Annotated in this window: 21 protein-coding genes and 1 tRNA gene; 9 read left to right on the top strand and 13 right to left on the bottom strand. The window is 28.2% G+C overall.

The annotated features are described in order from the left end of the window. Positions 1 to 10: 10 nt before the first annotated feature. The 4 genes from NL43_RS07555 to NL43_RS07540 all read right to left on the bottom strand — a co-directional run bounded on the left by NL43_RS07555 (position 11) and on the right by NL43_RS07540 (position 5,742). On the bottom strand, positions 11 to 1,513 hold the full coding sequence (locus NL43_RS07555) for an AAA family ATPase (RefSeq protein WP_069593445.1): 1,503 nt from the start codon (positions 1,511 to 1,513) through the stop codon (positions 11 to 13). A gap of 149 nt (positions 1,514 to 1,662) precedes the next feature. Beyond that, positions 1,663 to 1,734: transfer RNA gene (locus tag NL43_RS07550), tRNA-Arg, on the bottom strand. 141 nt (positions 1,735 to 1,875) lie between these two features. Further along, positions 1,876 to 4,737, bottom strand: coding sequence for a leucine--tRNA ligase (gene leuS, locus NL43_RS07545; RefSeq protein WP_069593444.1), 2,862 nt, complete (start codon positions 4,735 to 4,737; stop codon positions 1,876 to 1,878). A 198-nt stretch (positions 4,738 to 4,935) separates the two neighbouring features. Continuing rightward, a complete protein-coding gene (locus tag NL43_RS07540; protein ID WP_069593443.1) occupies positions 4,936 to 5,742 on the bottom strand; it encodes an NAD+ synthase in 807 nt (268 codons plus the stop codon). 192 nt (positions 5,743 to 5,934) lie between these two features. Between NL43_RS07540 and NL43_RS07535 the strand changes: the two genes are divergently transcribed. From NL43_RS07535 to NL43_RS07525, 3 genes are all read left to right on the top strand, one after another. Next, positions 5,935 to 6,918, top strand: a complete 984-nt coding sequence (locus NL43_RS07535) for a TRC40/GET3/ArsA family transport-energizing ATPase (RefSeq protein WP_069593442.1) — start codon at positions 5,935 to 5,937, stop codon at positions 6,916 to 6,918. Between the two features lie 131 nt (positions 6,919 to 7,049). Beyond that, complete coding sequence (locus NL43_RS07530; protein ID WP_069593441.1) at positions 7,050 to 7,607, top strand: hypothetical protein; 558 nt, start codon at positions 7,050 to 7,052, stop codon at positions 7,605 to 7,607. 137 nt (positions 7,608 to 7,744) lie between these two features. Continuing rightward, positions 7,745 to 8,308, top strand: coding sequence for a hypothetical protein (locus NL43_RS07525; protein ID WP_069593440.1), 564 nt, complete (start codon positions 7,745 to 7,747; stop codon positions 8,306 to 8,308). A gap of 12 nt (positions 8,309 to 8,320) precedes the next feature. Here the strand turns inward: NL43_RS07525 and NL43_RS07520 are convergent, their stop codons facing one another. Both NL43_RS07520 and NL43_RS07515 read right to left on the bottom strand, forming a co-directional pair. After that, positions 8,321 to 9,391 carry a hypothetical protein gene (locus tag NL43_RS07520; protein ID WP_069593439.1) on the bottom strand — a complete coding sequence of 357 codons (1,071 nt, stop codon included), beginning with the start codon at positions 9,389 to 9,391 and terminating at the stop codon, positions 8,321 to 8,323. After that, a complete protein-coding gene (locus NL43_RS07515; protein ID WP_069593438.1) occupies positions 9,392 to 10,489 on the bottom strand; it encodes an oligosaccharide repeat unit polymerase family protein in 1,098 nt (365 codons plus the stop codon). It abuts the gene before it with no gap. 118 nt (positions 10,490 to 10,607) lie between these two features. Here NL43_RS07515 and NL43_RS07510 point away from each other — a divergent pair, with 118 nt between their 5' ends. Together NL43_RS07510 and hisB are read left to right on the top strand one after the other, a co-directional pair. Further along, positions 10,608 to 12,167: a flippase gene (locus NL43_RS07510; protein WP_069593437.1), complete on the top strand. Its 1,560-nt coding sequence runs from the start codon at positions 10,608 to 10,610 to the stop codon at positions 12,165 to 12,167. Between the two features lie 19 nt (positions 12,168 to 12,186). Continuing rightward, a complete protein-coding gene (hisB, locus tag NL43_RS07505; protein ID WP_069593436.1) occupies positions 12,187 to 12,771 on the top strand; it encodes an imidazoleglycerol-phosphate dehydratase HisB in 585 nt (194 codons plus the stop codon). Positions 12,772 to 12,839: 68 nt separating this feature from the next. On the opposite strand, the gene NL43_RS07500 is transcribed toward hisB, so the two are convergent. Together NL43_RS07500 and cfbB are read right to left on the bottom strand one after the other, a co-directional pair. Continuing rightward, positions 12,840 to 13,670: a F420-dependent methylenetetrahydromethanopterin dehydrogenase gene (locus NL43_RS07500; protein WP_069593435.1), complete on the bottom strand. Its 831-nt coding sequence runs from the start codon at positions 13,668 to 13,670 to the stop codon at positions 12,840 to 12,842. A 27-nt stretch (positions 13,671 to 13,697) separates the two neighbouring features. Continuing rightward, positions 13,698 to 15,059 carry a Ni-sirohydrochlorin a,c-diamide synthase gene (gene cfbB / locus NL43_RS07495; protein ID WP_069593434.1) on the bottom strand — a complete coding sequence of 454 codons (1,362 nt, stop codon included), beginning with the start codon at positions 15,057 to 15,059 and terminating at the stop codon, positions 13,698 to 13,700. A gap of 194 nt (positions 15,060 to 15,253) precedes the next feature. On the opposite strand from cfbB, the gene NL43_RS07490 reads away from it, so the two are divergent. After that, the gene (locus NL43_RS07490; RefSeq protein WP_069593433.1) at positions 15,254 to 16,399 is read left to right on the top strand and encodes a VWA domain-containing protein; all 1,146 of its coding nucleotides are present in this window, start codon (positions 15,254 to 15,256) and stop codon (positions 16,397 to 16,399) included. A 14-nt stretch (positions 16,400 to 16,413) separates the two neighbouring features. Next, entirely contained in the window at positions 16,414 to 17,568 is a 1,155-nt protein-coding gene (thiI, locus tag NL43_RS07485; protein WP_069593432.1) for a tRNA uracil 4-sulfurtransferase ThiI, read from the top strand. A gap of 103 nt (positions 17,569 to 17,671) precedes the next feature. Here thiI and NL43_RS07480 read toward each other — a convergent pair whose 3' ends face one another. Both NL43_RS07480 and NL43_RS07475 read right to left on the bottom strand, forming a co-directional pair. Further along, entirely contained in the window at positions 17,672 to 18,886 is a 1,215-nt protein-coding gene (locus NL43_RS07480) for a GMC family oxidoreductase N-terminal domain-containing protein (protein WP_069593431.1), read from the bottom strand. Continuing rightward, entirely contained in the window at positions 18,887 to 19,447 is a 561-nt protein-coding gene (locus tag NL43_RS07475; RefSeq protein ID WP_069593430.1) for a hypothetical protein, read from the bottom strand. It lies immediately after the preceding gene. A 137-nt stretch (positions 19,448 to 19,584) separates the two neighbouring features. Between NL43_RS07475 and nucS the strand changes: the two genes are divergently transcribed. Then, positions 19,585 to 20,373 carry an endonuclease NucS gene (gene nucS / locus NL43_RS07470; RefSeq protein ID WP_371325649.1) on the top strand — a complete coding sequence of 263 codons (789 nt, stop codon included), beginning with the start codon at positions 19,585 to 19,587 and terminating at the stop codon, positions 20,371 to 20,373. A gap of 24 nt (positions 20,374 to 20,397) precedes the next feature. Here the strand turns inward: nucS and NL43_RS07465 are convergent, their stop codons facing one another. Together NL43_RS07465 and NL43_RS07460 are read right to left on the bottom strand one after the other, a co-directional pair. Continuing rightward, positions 20,398 to 20,811 (bottom strand): TIR domain-containing protein, encoded by a 414-nt coding sequence (locus tag NL43_RS07465; RefSeq protein ID WP_084790464.1) that lies wholly within the window; start codon positions 20,809 to 20,811, stop codon positions 20,398 to 20,400. 13 nt (positions 20,812 to 20,824) lie between these two features. Further along, a complete protein-coding gene (locus NL43_RS07460) occupies positions 20,825 to 21,082 on the bottom strand; it encodes a hypothetical protein (protein ID WP_069593428.1) in 258 nt (85 codons plus the stop codon). A gap of 78 nt (positions 21,083 to 21,160) precedes the next feature. Here NL43_RS07460 and NL43_RS07455 point away from each other — a divergent pair, with 78 nt between their 5' ends. Further along, positions 21,161 to 21,988 (top strand): carbon-nitrogen hydrolase family protein, encoded by an 828-nt coding sequence (locus NL43_RS07455; RefSeq protein ID WP_241776242.1) that lies wholly within the window; start codon positions 21,161 to 21,163, stop codon positions 21,986 to 21,988. A 122-nt stretch (positions 21,989 to 22,110) separates the two neighbouring features. Here NL43_RS07455 and NL43_RS07450 read toward each other — a convergent pair whose 3' ends face one another. Then, positions 22,111 to 22,698, bottom strand: coding sequence for a HEAT repeat domain-containing protein (locus NL43_RS07450; RefSeq protein WP_069593426.1), 588 nt, complete (start codon positions 22,696 to 22,698; stop codon positions 22,111 to 22,113). Between the last annotated feature and the right edge of the window lie 98 nt (positions 22,699 to 22,796).

The raw sequence follows: 22,796 nt of genomic DNA, 5'->3' as shown, positions 1-22,796 counted from the left end.
TTTTTAAATACTATTTTTTATATAATTCACAAATTTCATCATAATTCAAATAACCTCTAAACGTAGGTGTTTGTGCTAATTCTACAAATTTCATAACATCCAAGTGTTTATTAACCACGTCAATTGCTGCTTGAGTAAAAGTTTCTAGTTGAAGATAATCTTCAGGAACTTGACCCTTATTTTCAAATTTAGCTTTTCCTATACTCCAAATATTTTCTTTATTGAGTCCGGATTTACTGGATATGTATTCTGTTACATGTTCTACTATATCAGCATCATATGTTTTATTTAAAATAACTCCTTTTGTAGTAATATCCATTTTATTTAATAAGTCAATATGTGCTTGTATATCAATAGCTGCTGTTTCAATACCACCTTTACTTACACTAGATACCATTATTACAGGAATATTACCTGCATAAGCTATTTCTGCAGTGGAATAAGGTGTTTTTTTATTTAATAATCCTGTTGCTGCACTCATTACACCTTCAACCAGTATTAAATCATAACCTTTTCCTTTAACTTGCTCTATTACTTCTTCTAGAGGCATCCAACCAATACTACTTATTTGAATAGAACCCCAATCCTCCAATTTTTCTTTATTCACATAAAGTGATGGAGATAAGTCCCTTATATCAGGGCCTACTTTTATAACATAAGTATGAATACCTCTTTCACGTAATGCACCAACTATTCCACTAGCAAGGAATGTTTTTCCAGATTCAGAACCTGTTCCCATCAACATAATCATTGGTGGTATTTCAGGATGTTTTTTCTCTAAATGAGCAATATTATTTGTTTCAATACCTATTTCATTAAATATTTTATCATGTAAAATTTTATTTCTTCTTTGAATATCTTCATATTCATCTACTGCATCAACATAATCCAATATATTATTAACTACTGATGGATTATTATCTAATAATGCATGAACTGTTGTTCCAAGAATATTTCCTTTTTTGTTAGATACTCCTGAAAGAACTCGTTCTGGTTTATATTTATAATTTGATCGTTGAATATTAGAATACATTACATCTTTATCATTTGATTTAATTTCTCCATAAGTATGACAATGGAAACCTTTTACTTTTTGATCTTTTAATCCTTTGGTGAATAATGTGTTATCATCAACAATATCTGCATGTATCCTATTTGTATTGATTTTTGGTTCAAAAGTAACATCTAATAATCCTAAACCTTCTCTTATTATAGGTACTGGTGAATTTCGTCCTACATTTGTTTGTTTTGAAAGTATTTGAAAACCAGCACATACACCAAAAATAAATCCATCATTATCATTTATTAAATTTATTTCTTCTGCTACTTCTGGAGTCATTGATTCTGATTCAAGTATTGTTCCTCCAGGAATGATAATTCCATCTAATTCTTCATGAGCTTTTTTTCCATTTTCTAGTGTTCCATCAGATTTAACTATATCTGTAGGTAATTGTCCAAAATTTTCATATAATGTTAAAACACCTTTAACTTCAAGTAAACCTATTTTTGTCATACCATATTTCCTCAAATAATTTATTTTATAATCTAATTATAAGTATAGGTTAAACTATTATAAAATTATAATTATTCGATTAAATTGAATTTTTTTAATATAATTAGAAAAATAGACTAAAATTTTTATAAAAATAGAAAATATAATAGTGCCCTGACCGAGATTTGAACTCGGGTAAAGGGATCCGCAGTCCCTCGTGATATCCGCTACACTACCAAGGCATATTTTAAATATAAATATGTTAAAAACTAGTATAAAAATACTATTAATAGATATGTTAATAGGTTATATTAAATTTTTCGATTTTTCCATCTGTGAAAAATAAAAAAATAAATGTTTTATGTTTATATTAAAACATTTACTTATTCAAGAAATATTGCTGGTTTATATGGTGTTGCATTTTGTGCTTTGTTTTGTGGATCATATGTTGGTTCATCATAAACTTCTATTTTTGCACCAATTTCATTTTCTAGGAAATCTTTAGCATCATTTATGACTGTAACTTCATCTACTTGTCCAACATAGTTTATTTTATTAAATGATTTTCCTGCTTTTGTTGCAAATTTAGATAATTCTTTTTTATTATCATATATGTTTGCTGCCATGGATTTTTTAATTATTTCACCAATATTTGGTTTTCCTACTTCTTGTGCTATGTCATATACTTTGTATTTCCATTCGGGTGCTGTGTATAAGTGAACTGTTTCTGGGTCTGCTTTTGTGATTTTTATGATTTCTTTTATGTCTTTTGCTAAGTCTTGTATTATTTCTTCACTTTTTTCTATTTTTGCATCAATTAATGATTCATCTGCTTCTGGCCATGCAAGAGTTGACATGAATGTATCGTCATCATTGTATTTTTCCCATATTTCTTCTGTTGTGTATGGTATGAATGGTGATAGTAATCTTATCCATGTGTTTACTACATATTTAAGAGTTTCTTTTTCTTCGTCACTGACTATTGTTAATCTATTAAGGTAGTATTCCACATCTTTTCTAAATAAGAATAGACTTGCTTGTAATGCTTTTCTTGTTTGGAATCCTTCTAGTGCTTCTGTAGATGTTGCTATTTTTTTGTTTATTTGACTTATTATCCATTTATTAATTGGTTTTTCTACATATGGTGCTTTATTATCCAAGTTAAGTTTTAATGGTTCTCCAATTAATTTTTCTACTTTTTCTGGGAATTCTTGAAGTGCTTCTAGTCTTCTTTGTATACCATTTACTTCTGTTGCTCTCCAGTCAAAGTCTTGCCATGGTTCTGCAGAAGACATTAAGAATAATCTCACTGTATCTGCACCATATTTGTCTATTGCTTCACTGAGAAGAATTACATTTCCTTTAGATGAAGACATTTTTTGTCCTTCAAGTAATCCCATACCAAATACGGTTATTCCTTTTGGCCAGTATTCTTTAGGGAATATTGCTGCATGGTGGAACATGTGGAAGGATAAGTGGTTTCCTACAAGGTCTTTTGCAGATAATCTCCAATTTAATGGATACCAGTAGTTAAATTCTTTTTGGATTTGTTCTGTTAGTTCTGCAGGTATTTTGTTTTTAGAACCATCATTTGATTCATCTTTGTTTAAGAATACTTTGTTGAAAAATGCATCATTTAATTCTTCAGGAGCTATTTTGTCCATGTATTTTGCTATTGTGTAGTATGCCATATATACAGTAGAGTCAGTTAATGGTTCTATTAACCATTTTTCATCCCATGGCATGTGTGTTCCTAATCCTAATCTTCTAGAACATGCCCAGTCTTCTAACCAGTCTAAGTAGTATTCAAAGTTGGATCTTATTTCATTTGGAACTACTTCTAATTGTTCAAGACAATCATATGTTTTTTCTGTCCATTTTTTATCAGAGTATTTTACGAACCATTGATCATGTAATTCTTTAACTACACATTTTGCCCCACATCTACATATTACTGGTTTTTCTGCAAATTCATATAGTTTATCAGCAATACCTTCGTTAATTAATTTTTCAATTACATCGTCTCTTACATCTGCAACACGTTTACCTTCAAATTCCCCTGTATTTTCATTCATTATTCCTTTTGCATGTTCTTTTTTGTAGATTTCATTTGTTGCTTCTTTTAGGTTTTCATCATCCTGACTTGTTACATTGTATTGATCTAGGAAATCTTTTGCTGGGAATTTAGAGTATCCTTTAAGGTCTACTAAGCTAATTATGTTTATGTTATCTATTTGTTCTTGAAGGTTGTATTTTTCTATTGCTTCAGTGTTTTTCTTAATATCCTCTAGTGCTATATAATCTGCTGGTGCATGTGCAGGTACTGAGAAAACTACTCCTGTTGCATAATCAGGATCTACAAATGATGCCGGGAATATTGGTAGTTTTTCATGAGTCATTGGATTTTCCACATATTTTCCTATGAATTCTTTAGGATCTACCTCTTCAATTATTTTCATTGATTCTTTTTGATGTATTATATTATCATAGGATTGTTTGCTTATTATCCATTTTTCTTCATTATATTCTACCTTAATATATTCAGCATCTGGATTTAACCAGAAGTTTGTTGCTCCATATAATGTTTCTGGTCTGAATGTTGCTGCTACAAGATATGAATCATCATATGGGAATTTGATTAATGTTAATTCATTTATTCCCACACCTTCTCCTTCTAACAAGTCATGATCCCCTACGGGGTTTTCATCATCAGGACAGTATTTTACAGGGTGTGATCCTTTTCTAACAAGGTCTTTATCTTTTAATTGTCTTATTTGCCATCTGACAAATTGTTTATAGTGTGGATCAATTGTTCTAAATTCTCTTCTCCAATCAATGGAATATCCCATGTGTGCCATATCTTCATGATATTCACTACTAAAGTATTTTACTATGTATTCTGGATCTACAAATTTTTCTAGTTCTTCTTCAGATACTTTATGTACATTTTTATATATGTCCATAGTCCATGGATCTTTTCTTTCTATTCTTTTTGCAATTCCTACTACAGGAGCTCCAGTTACGTGCCATGCCATTGGGAATAATACATTGTATCCTTGCATTCTTTTAAATCTTGCATATACATCAGGTACTGTGTATGTTCTTCCATGCCCTACATGCATTGCTCCACTTGGATATGGAAATGCTACTGTTAAGTACATTTTTTTCCTATCATCAGGATTTGATTCAAATAATTTAGCGTCTTGCCATTTTTTTTGCCATTTTTTTTCTAATTCAGTTACCATTGATTAAACTTCCTAATCTCTTTGTTAATAATGAATGAAATAATTCTGAAATATTTAATTAATAATATGTATATTTATATAGTTTACATTATTTTAAATTTAGGATAATATATCTTGAAACTTTAGTTTATAGAAAAAAAAATTTATGTAAAAATAATAGTTTATTTAAAAAAAGAGTAAATGGAAGTGATTATTTTATTATTCATCACAATATTTACTTAATATAGGTACTGTTTTTCTTTTATGTTCTGCATTATTTACCATATTAATAATACGTTCTACTTCATTATAAGGGATTTCTAATTCATCTGCAATAGATTCGAAATCATATTGCTTTTCCAGATATAAATACAATATTCTATCAAGAAGATTATATGTAATACCTAACTCTTCTTCATCTGTTTGTCCAGACCATAAACCAGCAGTAGGGGATTTTTGAATAATTGAACTCGGTACTCCTAATGCAACTGCAACTTTTTTAACATCTTCTTTGTATAAATCACCAATTGGTTCAAAATCAACACCACCATCCCCATATTTTGTGAAATAACCTATTTGGATTTCAGTTTTATTTCCTGTACCAATAACTAAAGAATTATGTAATGTTGCATAATAATATAAAATACTCATTCTTATCCTAGGTTTTAGATTAGCAGATGCTAATGTATTATTTTCTGAAACCATATTCTCAGAATTACATGTTTTTAAAAATTGCTTATGAATTTCTCCAATTGCTATAAATTCAGATTCAATATCTAATTCATCTTTAATTAATTCTGCATCATACAAGTCTTGATCAGATGTTGTTTCTGTAGGCATAATATATCCCCGAACATTTGAAGCACCTAATGCTTTAACAGCTAAACAAGCAACAACAGATGAATCAATCCCACCACTTAATCCTACAACAACTCCTTTAGAATTTGAAAGTTCTACTGTTTCTCTTATAAAATCGCAAGCTCTTTCTATAAATTCATTTACATTAAAATAAGGTAATTCAATCATAATTTTACTTCCAGTTTATAAAAAACGTGATATAATGATTAATATTTATTTTATATATTATAAAATTAATGAAAAATTCAAATAAAGTATATATATTTAAAGATAATTCATAAGTATTATTAAATAATAAAAATTTAAATAAGAAAATTATATAATAACCACATCTAATTTAAAAAGAAAGGAGGAACAAATTTGGCATTTACAGATTTAGTTACATTCAATAAAAAGAAAACAACATTTATTTTTATAGGAGGAAAAGGAGGAGTTGGAAAAACAACAGTCTCTGCTGCTACCGCTCTTTGGTGTGCACGTATGAATAAAAAAACATTGATTATTTCAACAGATCCTGCTCATTCACTTGGTGATTCATTTGATAGACTAATTAAACATGTTCCTACACCAATAACACATAATTTAGAAGCAATTGAAATTGACCCTGATCGTGCAATGGAAGAATATAAGACAAGAATGCAAATTCAACAAAAATATAATGATGCTTTAGGTATGTTTACAGAACAAATGGATGCTATGAGTTCTTCTCCAGGTATTGATGAAATAGCCTCATTTGATAAATTCATGCAATACATGAATAATGATGAATATGATGTAATTATATTTGATACTGCACCTACAGGACATACACTAAGATTACTTTCTTTCCCAGAAATGATGGATTCATGGGTGGGAAAATTAATAAAAACTAGAAAAACATTAGGTGCTGCAGCTAAAAAACTTAAAAATATCATTCCATTCATGGGTTCAGATGATGATGACTTAGAAAATATGGCAGAACTTGAAGAAATGAAGAAAGAAGTTATCCAAGCAAGAGAAATACTTACTGATTCATCAAGAACCACATTTAAAAGTGTGTTAATTCCTGAAGAAATGTCTATTATTGAGTCAAGTAGAGCTATTGAAGCATTGAATAAATCAAATATAACTACTGATGGTATAATTGTGAACAAAATTCAACCTGATAATAATCATTGTGAATTCTGTAAAGCAAGACGTAAAATCCAAGAAAAACGTCTAGATACAATTAGAGCTACTTTTGAAGGACAAATTATTGCTGAAATACCTCTACAAGCACATGAAGTTAGAGGTATAGATCAATTATATGAAATTTGTGATATATTATATGGTTCTGACCCAAGTAATGGACCTATCGCATTATAATCCCCTTTTCTTTTTTTAAAATAATCAACATCTTTAATATTATTATATAAACTACTTCTTTCAAACAATTACATATAATATAAATTAGAATTATTGAGAGAATAAAATTTAAGTTCCTATTGGTGAGAGACATGAATAAGGAGTATATACTACTAGACCATCTTCGAAATGAAAAGAGCATTGTTCGAGCAGAAATAATGTCTGATGAAATGAAAAAAGAAGTTATTCAAATAGAAATGAAACACTTGAATGATGTTCCACCTTTAATAAATGTAGGACTAGATGAAGCTCTAAAAAAAGACGAAACAATAATTGTAATTAAAGATGATGCAATCTCTCCTGAAAATAAAGAATATAAACCTCAGAAAATTCTAGTTAATGAATCCAAGAAAATTATAGGAAAAGAAGTAAATAGTGAAAATGAACTTAAATTACTAAAAAAAGAAGCTGATATTGAATTTATATCAGATAATTTTATAATTTACACTAAACTAAATAAACCCAATGAAAAAAAGTTTTTTATAATTCCAGGAACATCAATTAATTACATTACAATGAATTTAGACGAATATGATGATGATTTAATTGTTGCACTACCTTCTTCAGATAATCATAAACTCATTAGAGAATGGTTTAAAATAGATGATAATAAATCATATATCCCCTATCTTATTGGATTTAACAGATAATTATCTATTTTTATTTTTTATCACCAAATTATAGAAAATTATTAAAATTTTTTTTAAAATTATACAAATTATTTTTAATAACAACTGATATATTATTAGTTAATTGAATTTGGAATTTAATTAATAAGGTGAATAATATGTCAGGCAATTATGAAATTCTTGACATGATACGAAAAGAAGAAAATATCGTTCGTGCAGAACTCATATCTCAAAATATGCAAAAAAAGATAATGAGTTTAGAAAAAGAAAGACTTCAAGAAAGTATTCCAGTGATAAATAAAGGATTGGAAGAAGCTTTTGAAGAAAAAGAAACAATAGTAATAATAAGAGATATTGATAAAGAAGTTTTCATGGATTTATCTATAAAACCAACATTAAATCTAATTAGTGATTCAGGCATTTTAATTGGTGAAGAAATATATGATAAAGAGGAATTAAAAGAATTACATAAAAATCCTTCAGTTCAATTTCTATCAGATAATTTTGTAAGATATGATGATTTAGCAAACACTGGTGAAAAACAATATTTTATTGTATCTAGTGCATCACCATACTTTATTAGTAATAAACACCTGAAAAATTTAGTATGTAGTTTAAAAGTAGGATTACCTTCACTTGAATCAGATGTTTATATAAAAAAATGTTTCAATTTAGAAAAAAAAGTTAATTTAGGAACATTAGTTGTTGGATTTACAAAATAAATTAATAAGGAATCATCTATACTTTTTTCTTTGATTCCATATTTTTTTCATACTACTTCTTCCACCATTAGTTTGGTCAAACATGTGCAACTCTTTAGTTAATTCTGCTACTTTAAGACTAGCTTTACACCCATTTTTTATTAAACGTGACCCTCTTGGTTTTTTCATGTTTTCCACAGCATTTTTTATATCATAAGCTGAAACCACATGTATTCCTAAATTTTTTGCTAAATCATTACTTGCATGTTCAGTGTGAAATCCTAATAACTTTACTGCTGGAACTGATAATGCTCCTGCTTCTATTGTAACACCCATCCCTGCACAATATATAATTCCCTGTGAAGCATTCATAAGACTAATTAAATCAACATAGCCATCAATAATATATACTCCTTTTCTAGTTACGAATCTAGAAACATATGTTGCTTCAAACCTATAAGGAATTATTAATATGATTTTATTTAGTTTTTGAATTTCTTGAATTATATCTGGAATATCTGATACTCTTGTATCTCCACCTAAAAATAGAAGATAAAAATCATCAACTCCATAATGATTATACAATACCTCTGGATCTTTTAATACCTGTCTACTAACATATTCTGCTTGAGGATAACCTTTTATATTAAATGTATTTGTAATTCCATACATTTTTTTTAGTTTTTTCTTAGCAGACTGACTAGGCACTGTTATTAAATCAGCGTATGCTATCATTTCAATAGGATTATAAATATCTTGTTCCATGTGTATTTTGGATATATTTAGTTTTTTAGCTGCTAAAATTCCTTTACGAACATCACCTGCATTTCCACAAGTTAATACTAAATCAATATTATTATTTTTCAATGCTTTATATGTTCTATATGAATCTTCTAATACAAGTCTACCTATTGTAAAATTACTTCTTTTTGTAATTGTGTTTCTTCTACTTTCACCAATAGATTTTATTTCAGTGCTGTATGGAGTTAATAATTTCATTGCTCCTTCACTATGAGTTAAAGACAATATATTATCATCTAATTTCTCAATAATAGGAATTAATGTTTTTGCAGGAGCTGTTTCTGCTACTAATGCAATGTTCAATTATTGTCCTCCTTTATTATTTCTTATTGTACATATCATAATCAATATAGCTATTATAAAAAATAATAGCACTACTAAATCAGTAGGTCCTGTTTCTATCCATATAATTACATGAGCAAGTAACATAGCATAAAGTGCTACGAATATTGTGTTAAATGTTTTTTGAATATGATACATTATGCCCATTATAACTCCTATTAGTAACATTTGAATTAACATTGCATATAATCCAAAGTCAAGTAATGCTGGACCAAATATCATTGATGTTGTTGAATGAGCATAACCTAGAGTGGTTGAACCTACTATAACACGAGGATCTGTTGATTTGAAGAATCCCATTAAAGTATTATATAGTAATTGACCATGAGTACTTCCTTGTAAAGCTACTGCATGATCTAATACTTGTAATGTATATCCTGCACGATAGAATAACAGTTCAAGTGGGTTTAATGTCCATGTTTGCCATTCAATTGATTTAACTGCGACATACCCTACAATTAATAATAATATGAAAATACCTGCTATTGACAACATTAAATATTTTTGTGGAATATCACGTGTATAATATAATGTTATTAATACACTTATTACTATTGCCATTACAGTAGTCCTGTATCCAGTACATATAAATAATAACAATCCTATTATAAATAACAAGTAATACTTTTTATCATTATATTTAGCTAATAAGATATTGATTGAAGGTAAGAATAGTAAATAGGACAATAACCATATGCGTGTAGCTGCATGTGCCTTTAAATATCCACTAAATAATGGAATTCCACCAAGATAAATCATGTTTATTATTTGTAATATAATACCCAATATAACTAAAGTTAATATGAAACGTTTAGATGTTATTTTATCTAACTTATCAGTGTTTACAACTAAATTTTTATTTTTAAGCATATATCTACTAATATAAAGTCCTAAAACATAAAATATTAATCCTAAAATTATAATTCCTATTGTATTAATATTTATACCCACTAATTCTTTTAAATGATATTCAAATGCAATGAATGAAAAAATCAAATAAACTACAACCAATAAAACAACAATCATTGGTGAAAAAATATCTAGTTTTCTATAATCCATATAAATCTACCATAAAAAGTTAATAAGTATAATATAAATACTAAAGTATATACTTATATATTTATTAAAGTGATATAAACATTTTATTAAATAAATTAAATAATGTTATGTGAAAAGAATGTCTGATAATAAAGTAATGAAGAATAGTTTTATTTTACTAATAGGTAATCTATTATTTAGAGTAGGAGGATATATTAATAGATTATTAATGAGTAGAATGCTTGGTCCTGAAGGATATGGATTGTATGGATTAACACTACCATTTCAAGGAATCTTCCAGATATTATCTGCAGGTGGACTTCCACCCGCAATTTCCAAATACGTAGCTGAATATAATGCCAAAGATGAAAAAGCAATTATAAAACAAATTATCTTAACTGCTACCAAATATATGGTATTTATGACAATTTTACTAAGTATTATATTATTATTTTCATCAGACTTTATTGCTAATACAATATTCCATAAACCCCTAGTTGTATGGCCACTACGTGCAGTTAGTCTTATAACACCATTTAGTGTAGTTGTAGGTGCTATGAGAGGTGCTTATCAAGGAGTTTATAAGAATGAATATACTGTTTATAATAGACTTGCGGAGCAAGTAGCCACTATTGTTTTTGCATGTATTTTTGTATCATGTGGACTTTATGCTACAGGAGCCGTTCTTGGAGGAGCATTTGGATTTATTATATCAGCAATTACTGCAGTATATTTATATAAAAAGTATATAACTCCACTTTTTGAATCCGAAGATAGTTTAAAGTTATCTTTAAAAGAAGAACTTAATCTTTTATGGATGCTTATTTGTTTTGCTATTCCTGTAACAATAACTGCATTATCTGAAATGGCAATTTATGATATTGGTACAATAATAATTGGAATATTTATGTTATCTAGTGATGTAGGATATTATAATTCTGCAGATCCTATTGCTAGAATCCCTTTAGTCATTTCATTATCTATATCAACAGTATTATTACCTGCTACCTCAGAGGCTTATGCTTTGAAAAATCATGAATTATTACAGCAATATGTTGTTGATTGTTTGAGATATTGTATTTTAATTGTTCTTCCATTATGTGTGTTGATTAGTATATTTAGTAGTCCTATAATTACTATATTATTTGGAAGTACATATATTGCAGGTTCAGGTGTTTTAAGCATTTTAGTTATTGGAATGTCATTTTATAGTATTTATATGATTTGTAGTAGTATTTTACAAGGAACAGGAAATCCTCGTATTCCAATGTATATATTATTAATAGGTACTGTGTTAAATGTTGTGTTAAATGTATTATTTGTTAAAAATATTGGTATTTTAGGTGCTGCTATAGCTACTACTATAACTACATGTATATTAATGATTGTAATAATGTTTATTGTAGTTAGAAGTACGAAAATAGTGCTTCCTTGGAAAAATATTCTATTGATTATACTTAGTAATGTCCTTTTAACATGTGCTTGTATGTTAATTCCTAAAACTATCATAGGTTCTATTATAGGTGGTGTTATTGGAATAATATTATACATTATTTGTTTAATATTCTTTAAAGTACTATCAAGTAATGATTTAAAATTCTTCACGGAATATCTAAATAGGGTTAAATTTTTAAGACAACCTGTCAATAAAATAGTAAATTTTATAGAAAAACATGACTTAATATATAATCAGGATTAAAAACAAGGAGAGGGTATTTATGACAGATGATAGAATTGTCACATTAAGTAGAAAAACAAATGAAACTGACATAGAAATAACATTAAATATTGATGGAAATGGAAGAAGTAATATAGATACTGGCCTTAAATTCTTTGACCATATGTTAACATCATTTAGTAAACATGGCTTTTTTGATTTAGATGTTAAAGTTATTGGTGATATTGAAGTAGATGATCATCATACTATAGAAGATACTGGATTATTACTTGGTGAATGTTTTAAAGAAGCTTTAGGTAATAAAGTAGGAATAAATCGTATGGGTTATAGTATAGTTCCAATGGATGAATCTTTAGCTACTGTTGCTGTAGATATAAGTGGTCGAAATTACACTGTATTTAAAGCAGACTTTGAGTACCAATATATCGGTGATGTTAATTCACAGAATATTAAACATTTCTTTGAATCATTTGCTAACACTAGTTTAATGAATATAAATATTAAATGTGAAGGTGAAAATGACCATCATATTTGTGAAGCAATATTTAAATCATTAGCCCGTGCATTAAATAGTGCTACAAAAATTACTCATGACCAATTACTAAGTACTAAGGGAAAATTATAAAAAAATTAGTTAATACCCTTTTACTTCAACTTTTTTTATAAAAAAATAGAAATGAATTGATAATTTTTTTATCTGAAATTATCCATTAAGGAAGTCTTACTTAATGTAGAACCATCCCTTCTATGAGGAGTTCTTAAGACAGAATCATTAGTTTTTTCTATCATTCTTGCTTCATCAGCTAATTTTGCTGCTGAAGACATCATTTCATGTGCTGCTGCTACAATTGGTATATATTCATCTGATTCTTTTACTTTGAAACATGCGTTTATATTCATCTGAGCTACTTGTTTTGTTATATTATATGCTGCTATTGCTTTACTCTTTGCATAGGGATTTTTAAATCCAGCAGTATCAACTGCTTCCTTCTCAGTTACTAAAAGTTCTGGTAGATGTATTGGTTCATTATTTTTAATATCATCTATCACATTATCTAAAGTTTTATGAATTAATCTAAATACCCCTGTTACTGCCAATACTTTTAATACATCTGCATTGAATAAAACCATTTCTGTAGGATCTAAGAATTCTCTTCTTGCACCAATCATTGGATCTGCTTGTATTATAATATAACCAAATTTCTGTTCTTTAATTTCAGGTATTGCAACTTCCCCTGGTTTATCTCCAATAATTATTGTAGGAATTTCTAATTCAGTTAGTATTTTTCTTGCATTTTTTGGTTGTTTTGCATTTGGATTTGGACTTATGAATATAATTATATCTGGATTAAAATCATTTATCTTAAATGTGACTTCTTCTATTTGTTGTTTACTCATTTTTGCTCCAGAACTCACTATTCTAACATCAATATCTTCACGATCTGCCCTTTCATCAAGTATTAATTCTATTAATGAAGATGTTCCTATTGTTCCTGTTTTTATTATTCCTATTTTAACTACCATACTATCCCTTACTAACTTTTTTCCTATTTATTTATTTTCTAATGCTGCTTGTGTGAAATTATATGCAAAATCAGGTAAACATGCACTATGTGTATGTATATAACTTGCAACAGTATTATTTTTTAGTAATCCATCATATTTACCTGTAATTCCTACACCTCTTTTCATTTTAAATGCAAAATCATTTTTATTAGAACCTGTGTATTCTACTTTTGAATAGTGGAATTCATGTCCATGATATTGTGTTCCCTTTTTTAATATAGGATTATTTTGTTCAACTTGAGCTATTGTGTAACTTAGTCCTTGAACTTTTTTTGTAAGTTGTGATTTATAGGAGAATACATCCACCATAGGTAAGTTATCAATAGATTTACATAGATACATCAATCCGCCACATTCAGCATATATTGGATGATTATCTTGTGAAAATTGTTTTACTGATTTGAGCATTGATGTATTTTTAGATAATTCTTTTTTAAATATTTCGGGATATCCTCCCCCTAGATATAATGCATCTACATCAGGTATTGTTTCATCATGTATTGGGCTGAAGTATTCTATTTTTGCATTATTATATTCTAATGCTTCTATATTTTCCTGGTAATAAAAATTAAATGCTTCATCATATGGAATTCCAATTTTTGTTTTTTGTATTGTTTTATTTGGATTCCATATTGGTTCATAATTATCATGTATTGAATCAGAATTATCCATTATATTTTTAAGCATGTCTAAATCAATATTTTCTTGGATTAATTCACCCCATTTTTCAATTAATCCTTTAATTCTTTCTTCTTCTACTGCTGGTATTAATCCTAAATGTCTTTGTTCCATTGCTATAGTATTATCTCTTATTATTCCTCCAAGTACTGGAGTTTTTGCTAGTGTTTCTACTGCTTCTTTTGTTTTTAAATAGTGTTTTTGACTTTTTACATTGTTTAATATAACACCATCTATTTTTATTTTAGGATCTAATGCTTTAAATCCAAGTGTCATTGCAGCTGCACTTCGTACAAGACTTCTACTATTTATAATTAGAATAACTGGTGCATTTAATGCTTTTGCTATTGATGCTGTACTTCCAATATCATTAACCGGACTTATCCCTTCATATAATCCTCTTACACCTTCTATTATCCCATAATTTGCTTTTGAATGAATCATTCCATTTTTAAATGATTGTCTTATTTGTCCTTCAGACATGAAGAATGAATCTAGATTTCTAGAAGGTACTCCTGTTGCACAATTATGATATGATGGATCTATATAATCGGGACCTACTTTGAATGATTGTATTTTATAATTTTTAGATAATGCTTTCATAATCCCTGTGGCTATAGTTGTTTTACCTACTCCACTTCCTGTTCCTGATAATACTATTCGTTTCATATGATAACCTATCTTACCTATTAGAGTTTAAATTAAAATTATTTTGTTAATATTATATTTTAAGTTTATAACATATAGATTTTTAGAGTAAATATTATTTACTAAGAAATAAAAATATAACATTGTTAAAGTAGAATAAAAATATTACAAGTACCATATATTAATATAACATATAAGCAGGGAAAATGTATAATATGGTTAATAAAAGAATAATTGCTTTATCAAATCAACTACGAGATAACGGAGTACCAGTAAGTATACGTAGTACACAAACAGCTTGTAATGTATGGGACCTGATGAAAAGTACAAACAATATACGAGAAATGAAAACTGCTCTGAAAAGTGTATACATTAAAGATCACCATGATGATAAAAAATTTAACAAAATATTCGATGAATTATTCACAAATATTACAGATGAAACAAAACCAGACAGAATAGAACATCAATACGACAATTCTAAAGATGATCCAAGTATTGAACGTGAAGACATTATGGGTATGCCAGAAGGTGTGGAAAGTGACTTACCTATTGAAGCACAAATTCCCCCTGATTTTAACCCAGAACTACTACAACAAAATAGAATTCATGAAAAAGACTTATTGAAAACAGATATAAGTAATATCAACACATTTGATGAAAGAATACTTGATTTATGTCGTAAACTAGGCGATAAAATAGCAAATCAAAGATCGAAAAGACGTAAACGTATGAATACAACCAACATAGATATGCAAAGAACCATAAGAAGCAATCTAAAGAATGGTGGAAAATTAATACAAATACACACATCCAAACCAAGATTACATAAAAATAAACATATATTTCTAAGTGATGTTAGTGGATCTTGTGATTGGATAAGTAGCTGGTTCTTTTCAATAATATATGGTTGTCAAAAATCATTCGATAAAATATACAGCTATGAATTTGATAGTGAAGTAATTGACACAACAGAATCATTAAATAGTGAATCATATACAGAATCATTTACAAGTATAGCTGCACAAAGAATGAGACGAGGAATGATACACGGCCAATCAGACATGGCACAATCATTCAAAGAATTCCGTGACATGGCACCACTTAATCATAGAAGTATAGTAATTATATTAACTGATTGTAGAGACTGGAAAGGAAAACGAGAAGAGGGTATACTAGAAAGTGCAACAATACTTCGAGACATAGTACAAAAAAGTGCAAAAGTCATCATACTCAATCCTGAAAAGAAAAAGAGATGGACAACACCTACAAGTTGTGTGCGTGACTACCAAAATGCTGGCGCACAAGTTCATGAAATAAGAAATTTAGAACATTTAGCTAAACTAATAACTGAATTATAATATGAGGGAGTTTAATGAAATATTTTGTAAGATATGGAGAAATTGGAATTAAAAGTCCAAAAATTAGACGTAAATTTGAAAATAAATTAATAAACAACATACAAACTGAATTAAACTGTGACTTTGAAAACGATCAAGGTCGTATGACATTAATTACTGATGAAACTAATGAAAAAGTAGAAGATGTTTTAAACAGAGTATTTGGAATAGTTTCATATAGTCCTATTAGTGAAACAGAGACAGATAAAGAAAAAATAAGTGAATTAATAGAAACTGTTATTAAACAAGTAATTGATGAAAATAAATTTAATCCAGAAAAAGATTCATTTGCTGTTAAATGTAGACGTGTTGGAGAACATGACTTTTCTAGTCAGGAAATGGCAGGTTATTGTGGATCAGTTGTTGTTAAATTAACAAAAGCTAAAGTAAATTTATCTAATCCTGATTTTACATTATATGTGGAAGTAAGAAAAAATAGAACATATATTTATACTGAAAAAATTCCAGGACTTGGCGGTTTACCAGTAGGTTCTCAAGGAAGAGTTGTATGTTTAATTTCAGGAGGAATTGATTCACCTGTAGCAGCATATAACATGTTAAAAAGAGGTTGTGCTATAACATTATTACACTGTGATAATTATCCATTTACAACGGGAACTATTGAAAAAGTAAAAAAACAAGCAAAGAATTTAGAAAGATATTCTTTAGGTTCTGAAGTAAGATTATATACCATAAAACTTGGACAATATCTCGAATTTATCCAAGGACAAACACCACCTCGTATGACTTGTGTATTATGTAAAAGTGGAATGTATCAATCAGCAGCACATCTTGCAAAACAAGAAGGTGCAAATGCAGTTGTTGATGGAAGTAGTATAGGACAAGTAGCTTCACAAACATTAAATAATATTGAAGCTGCACGATACCATTGTAGAATGCCAATATTTAGTCCATTAATCAGTTTAGATAAGATTGAAATTGAAGCTATTGGTAAAAAAATGGGCAGTTATGAAGTATCTATTATCCCAGATAGTGGCTGTGGTGCAGTACCTAAATATCCAGAAACTCATGCAGATTTAGATTTAGTTAATAAAATAATTGAAGATATTGACCAAAAAAGCGCATTAGAAAAAATATATGAAACAATTACAAGAATTGACTTAGAATAAACATGTGTTTATTCTTCTAACCCCCATTTATATATAAAACTAGTTTTAAATTATTTGATAAAAAATTAAGTTTAAAAAAAAGAAAGAAGAGACTTATTTAATATTATAAAGTCTCAGCAAGATGTTGACCTAATCTTCTAGATAATGCTAATATTGTATATATTGGAGGCAATCCTGGTGCTTCAGGAAGTACACATCCATCTCCAACATATAGATTTTCAATTTCTGTTTCTAAATTACTATCTACAATATCACCTATTCTTGCAGAACAGATTAAGTGTGCTCCACGTATATGAGTTGAAGAGATACTTTCAATATCTGCACCTGCTTTTACAAGTATTGTTGAAGCTATTCCACAACCTCTTGCTATTAGAGATGCATCTTCATGGTCAATAAATTTACTTACTTCATTACCATGGACTTTTCCTTTAATATTATCTGGAACTTTTACCATGAAACTAATTATATCATCTGCTGTTGCATCAGGATGTGTTTCTTGTATTTTTGGTAATAGATATTGACTTGTATGTGATGCTAGCACAATGTGTGGTAATTTTATGAATTTATTCATTTGTATTTCCTTATCTTGTTTTGCATCTTTATAATATCCACCTATTGTTACAAATGGATCTACTGCAAATGTTTCTCCTGCATTTATCCCAGCAGTTCTAAGTAATTTAGGTGTTATCATTCCACCAGCTGCAAGTACTACTACATCTGCTAGATACGTATTACCTTTATCTGTGTTAACACCTTTTATTTTATTATTTTCTATTATTAAACTAGAAACTCCTTCTTCTGTTATGAGTTTTGCCCCATTTTCTTGTGCTACCTTAAGATCTTCTAATGAACTCCATTTTGCACCATGTGGACATCCCCATGCACATTTTCCACATTGTTTACATTTTGTTGGATCTATTCCTTTAGGCATTGGTTGCATTTCTAATCCTAATTCTTTTGCAGCATCATCTAGAAGGTTATTTACTTTACCTACATGAGAATCAGGCATTGTTTGAATTCCTATTTCTTCTTTGAGTTGATCTATTTGTGGAGTTATGTCAATATCAAATTCTTTTAATTCTTCAACTAATGAGGGTACATAGTTTCCAGCAATAACTACTGAAGAACCTCCAACTACTGTTGTTTTTATTAATTCTAATTCAGTTTTATCCCATGCATCATAATATTTATATGAATTTTCTGCATCATCTAACGGACCTTTTTCTATTATTGTAATATTTACTTCAGAATTTTTGGATAATTCCCTAGCTACACTTAATCCTCCCGTTCCTGCTCCTACTATTATTACATCAGTCATTTAATCACCTTTTTCATTATTTTGTTTTTGTTGTCTTATTTTAGATTTTTGAATAGGTGTTTGATAGATTATTTCACGTTTTTGTTTTTTATTTCGTTTATTTTCTTCTCTACTTCTTTTGAAGCCTTCTATAACTTCATAATGATGTTCTTCTTTAATAGATTTTTGTTTATTTTCTGAATTATTATTTTTATGAATTAAATCAACTAATGTAGAACCTATTAGTGCTCCTATTCCACATAAGATAATTGCTATTATTGTAGGTATTATTGCTCCCATCATTAAATTTATACCTACTGTTGTTGCACTTGTTTCTATTGTAACATTTGTTGTTGGCATGTAATCTGCTAAGAATAATCCTGCAGGATAGGATAATATGTAGCTTACAATTGCATATAATACCCCTGTTATTACTGCTTCCATTTTACTGTTTAATATACTAAGTATTATTCCTATTGCAAGTAATATTATTAGATAACTTATACCTAAACGTGCGATTATTAAAGCAAGAATTACTGCTATTATAATTCTAAATTTTCCTAGAACATTAAAAGAAGTCATTTTAAATCCACCTATTGAAAAATAATGTTTTAATCATAATTATAACATAACAATGTTAAAAAGAAATACCCATCACTTTCTTTAATATACTATAATATATAATATAATAAATATTAATTTAAATATTTTATTAAAAAATAAATAAATTCAGAATAAAAGAAGAAGGGATTATAATTAAATTCAAAACAATAGAAAATCCAGAAAACAATGACGCATATACTTTATTACAAGAAGGATTTGATAAAAAAGCCATGATTATTGTCCTAGCAGAATGTCATGTAGAATATGAAGGTAGAGCTCGCAGCAGATTAGACATAGGGGATCGATTGATATTAATTAAAAAAGATGGTACATTTGTAATACATCAAGAATTAAACTTAGACCCAGTTAACTGGCAAGCTCCAGGATGTAAAAATAAAGTAAAACTAGAAGACAACCATGTGATGTTAATTAGTAAAAAAACAAAACCTACTGAAGAAATTAAAGTATTCTTAGACACAATATACAACATTACATACTATAATTGCTTAGATACTAAAAACCTTGAAATAAGAGGCTATGAGAAACATATGGTTGATTTAGCATGGGAAAAACCGGAACTTATAGAAAAAGGATTTAGACCAACACGTAGAGAATATCAGACAGAAAATGGATTTATCGATTTAATGGGAACTGACATTGATGAAAAATTAATGATACTTGAATTTAAAAGTAGAAAAGCTGGAACAAATGCAGTTAAACAACTAAAAGGATATATTGATTGTTTTAAAGACAATAAAGAATTTGTAAGAGGAATTATTGTAGCACCAGATATTACAGATAATGCCCGTGAACTTCTAGAATCATTACAAATGGAATTTATAAGTATGAACCCACCCCTAGACTTATTAAAACAAAAAGCATCCACATTAGATTCATTCTTTTGAGATAAAAAAAATAATTATATGAATTTACATTAAAAATTCATAATCATCCCCATTAATACTTAATAATATTGCATCCACAATACAAGCAGTATTCCATCCAACCACTTTTGTTGCAATATCAGCTAACTCAACAGGTATTTCTTCTGCACCATAAGGTCTAATTATTATTATAGGTTTTCTGAATGTTTGAGCATAATTTATATGTTTATTTATTAATTCTTTATTTTTTGACCATAATCCTGATAAAACAATTAAAGCATCACAACTATCAATAGCTTGTGGAAAATTATTACTTATATCTGTAACATCACTCCATCTAAAAGCTTCTGTAGCAGAATCTAAACGAGACAGAAATGTATTGTACTCTTTATTATCTTCAGGGTATGATATAAATAACTTCCATGTGCTTATATCTTCTTCTGGAAACAAATCTAACATATTACCACCTACTTTATATATTTGAATGTCTTTCTATTTCTATTTCTTCACCCGTATCATCATCATAAATTTTAAAACAATTCATTGGACAAATACTCGCCGAAATTTCTATGTCATATATACTTCTTATAAATCCACATATTAGATTATTATCAATCATACCACCATTCATACAAACAAGATTTTCTTCATCAATATATAATATTTGTGATGTTTTTGTACATGCTCCACACCCTTTGCAAGTACTGCGGTCTATTTCTACTTCAAACATACTCCACCCCATATCATTATTAATATTATATTTTAAAATCAATATATAATTAATAACTATAACTAGGATATGATTCATGTGAAAGATTTTAAAATAGCAAGTTGTCAGATGAATGTAGTTGATAATAAAAAAGTAAATATTGAACATGCATGTAATTTTATTAAAAAAGCTACATCACATAATGTTAAAATGGTTACTTTACCTGAAATGTTTAATACACCATATACTAATGATAAATTCATTGAATATGCTGAATTTGAAGAAAATAGTATTACATTAAATGCCATGCAAGATATAGCTAAAGAAGAAAATATTTACTTACAATGTGGCTCAATACCTGAAAAAGAAGAAACCAACATATATAACACTGCATATCTTATAAATCCTAAAGGAAAAATAATAGGAAAACATAGAAAAATGCACATGTTTGATATTGATACTAATACTATTAAATTTACTGAATCAGACACATTAACTCCAGGAAACTCTGTTACAACAATTAAAACTGATTTAGGTAAAATATCTCTTGCAATATGTTATGATATTCGTTTTCCAGAATTATGGACATTAATGAGTAAGAACCAGACAGATATCATATTATTACCAGGTGCATTCAATAAAACAACAGGTCCTCTTCACTGGGAAACATTAATTAGAGCACGGGCTATTGATACACAATCTTATGTTCTTGCAACATCCCCCAGTCAGATAGAAAACCCTTATTATGTTGCATGGGGTCATTCCATGATTGTAGATCCATGGGGTAAAATAGTTGCAAAAGCTACAGAAAAAGAAGCAATACTATATGCAAATCTTAAATCAGAACATATTACATCAGTACGCTCACAAATCCCTATATTAAAAAATAAAAGAAATGATATTTATGATACTGTACAAAAAGAGTAAATTAACTATTTAAATAGAAAATAGGAAATTAAAATAGAATTTATATTAAAAAAAGGAAGAAAATAGAAATATACGATGATATCTTTTTAATTTATAAATTTATAACCTATTTTCAATTATATTTACTTTTTAGCTTTTTTCTTTTTAGGTTTAGGATCTATTTTTTTAAGTGCTTTATTTGCTACTTTTTTAAATTCTTTATCACCTGTTGCAGCCCTTCTAGCTTTTTTAATAGGATCTATTGCTTTTTTATCACCAATATCACCTAATGCTTTAGCTGCAGATGTTCTTACACCCCAATCATCATCAACTAATAATTCAATTATAGGATCTACTGCAGTTTTTACTTCCATTTCACCCAATGCTTTTGCAGAAAATTTACGAATAGCAAAATCATCTGATTTTAATGCTGTGATAAGTTCTTTTGCTACTGTATCATCACCAATATCTTTTAATGTTAATATAGCATATTTTTGAACCATAGTATTATCAGTATTTAATGCTCTTATAACTGGTTTAATAGATGATTCACCAATTTCAGATAAAGTTTTTGCTGCTTGGAATCTTACAAGAGGATTTTTATCAGTATACCTTCCTATTAAAATATCAATAGCATCGTCAGGATATTCAATTAGTTCCTTACAAGCTTCTAATCTAATTTCGTGGTTATCACTTGTTATGTTTTCTTTTATAGTATCTAAATCAGACATGAAAAAAATACAACTCCATTTTTACAAACTACCCTGTAGCTTATATGTTTTGATAATATATCTATATCTAATAATACTTAAAATTCATTATGACAATG

The organism is Methanosphaera sp. WGK6, assembly GCF_001729965.1.
GTDB lineage: Archaea > Methanobacteriota > Methanobacteria > Methanobacteriales > Methanobacteriaceae > Methanosphaera.
The sequence above is the reverse complement of the archived record's forward strand: the minus strand, read 5'-3'. Positions and strand labels throughout refer to the sequence as shown.

Excerpts from the sequence above, each read along its gene's own strand:
- NL43_RS07555 (WP_069593445.1), bottom strand. The coding sequence starts at position 1,513 with ATGACAAAAATAGGTTTACTTGAAGTTAAAGGTGTTTTAACATTATAT.
- thiI (WP_069593432.1), top strand. The coding sequence starts at position 16,414 with ATGAAATATTTTGTAAGATATGGAGAAATTGGAATTAAAAGTCCAAAA.
- NL43_RS07490 (WP_069593433.1), top strand. The coding sequence starts at position 15,254 with ATGGTTAATAAAAGAATAATTGCTTTATCAAATCAACTACGAGATAAC.
- NL43_RS07510 (WP_069593437.1), top strand. The coding sequence starts at position 10,608 with ATGTCTGATAATAAAGTAATGAAGAATAGTTTTATTTTACTAATAGGT.
- cfbB (WP_069593434.1), bottom strand. The coding sequence starts at position 15,059 with ATGAAACGAATAGTATTATCAGGAACAGGAAGTGGAGTAGGTAAAACA.
- leuS (WP_069593444.1), bottom strand. The coding sequence starts at position 4,737 with ATGGTAACTGAATTAGAAAAAAAATGGCAAAAAAAATGGCAAGACGCT.
- NL43_RS07475 (WP_069593430.1), bottom strand. The coding sequence starts at position 19,447 with ATGACTTCTTTTAATGTTCTAGGAAAATTTAGAATTATAATAGCAGTA.
- NL43_RS07460 (WP_069593428.1), bottom strand. The coding sequence starts at position 21,082 with ATGTTTGAAGTAGAAATAGACCGCAGTACTTGCAAAGGGTGTGGAGCA.
- NL43_RS07500 (WP_069593435.1), bottom strand. The coding sequence starts at position 13,670 with ATGGTAGTTAAAATAGGAATAATAAAAACAGGAACAATAGGAACATCT.
- NL43_RS07530 (WP_069593441.1), top strand. The coding sequence starts at position 7,050 with ATGAATAAGGAGTATATACTACTAGACCATCTTCGAAATGAAAAGAGC.
- NL43_RS07450 (WP_069593426.1), bottom strand. The coding sequence starts at position 22,698 with ATGTCTGATTTAGATACTATAAAAGAAAACATAACAAGTGATAACCAC.
- NL43_RS07515 (WP_069593438.1), bottom strand. The coding sequence starts at position 10,489 with ATGGATTATAGAAAACTAGATATTTTTTCACCAATGATTGTTGTTTTA.
- NL43_RS07525 (WP_069593440.1), top strand. The coding sequence starts at position 7,745 with ATGTCAGGCAATTATGAAATTCTTGACATGATACGAAAAGAAGAAAAT.
- NL43_RS07465 (WP_084790464.1), bottom strand. The coding sequence starts at position 20,811 with ATGTTAGATTTGTTTCCAGAAGAAGATATAAGCACATGGAAGTTATTT.
- NL43_RS07480 (WP_069593431.1), bottom strand. The coding sequence starts at position 18,886 with ATGACTGATGTAATAATAGTAGGAGCAGGAACGGGAGGATTAAGTGTA.
- hisB (WP_069593436.1), top strand. The coding sequence starts at position 12,187 with ATGACAGATGATAGAATTGTCACATTAAGTAGAAAAACAAATGAAACT.
- NL43_RS07540 (WP_069593443.1), bottom strand. The coding sequence starts at position 5,742 with ATGATTGAATTACCTTATTTTAATGTAAATGAATTTATAGAAAGAGCT.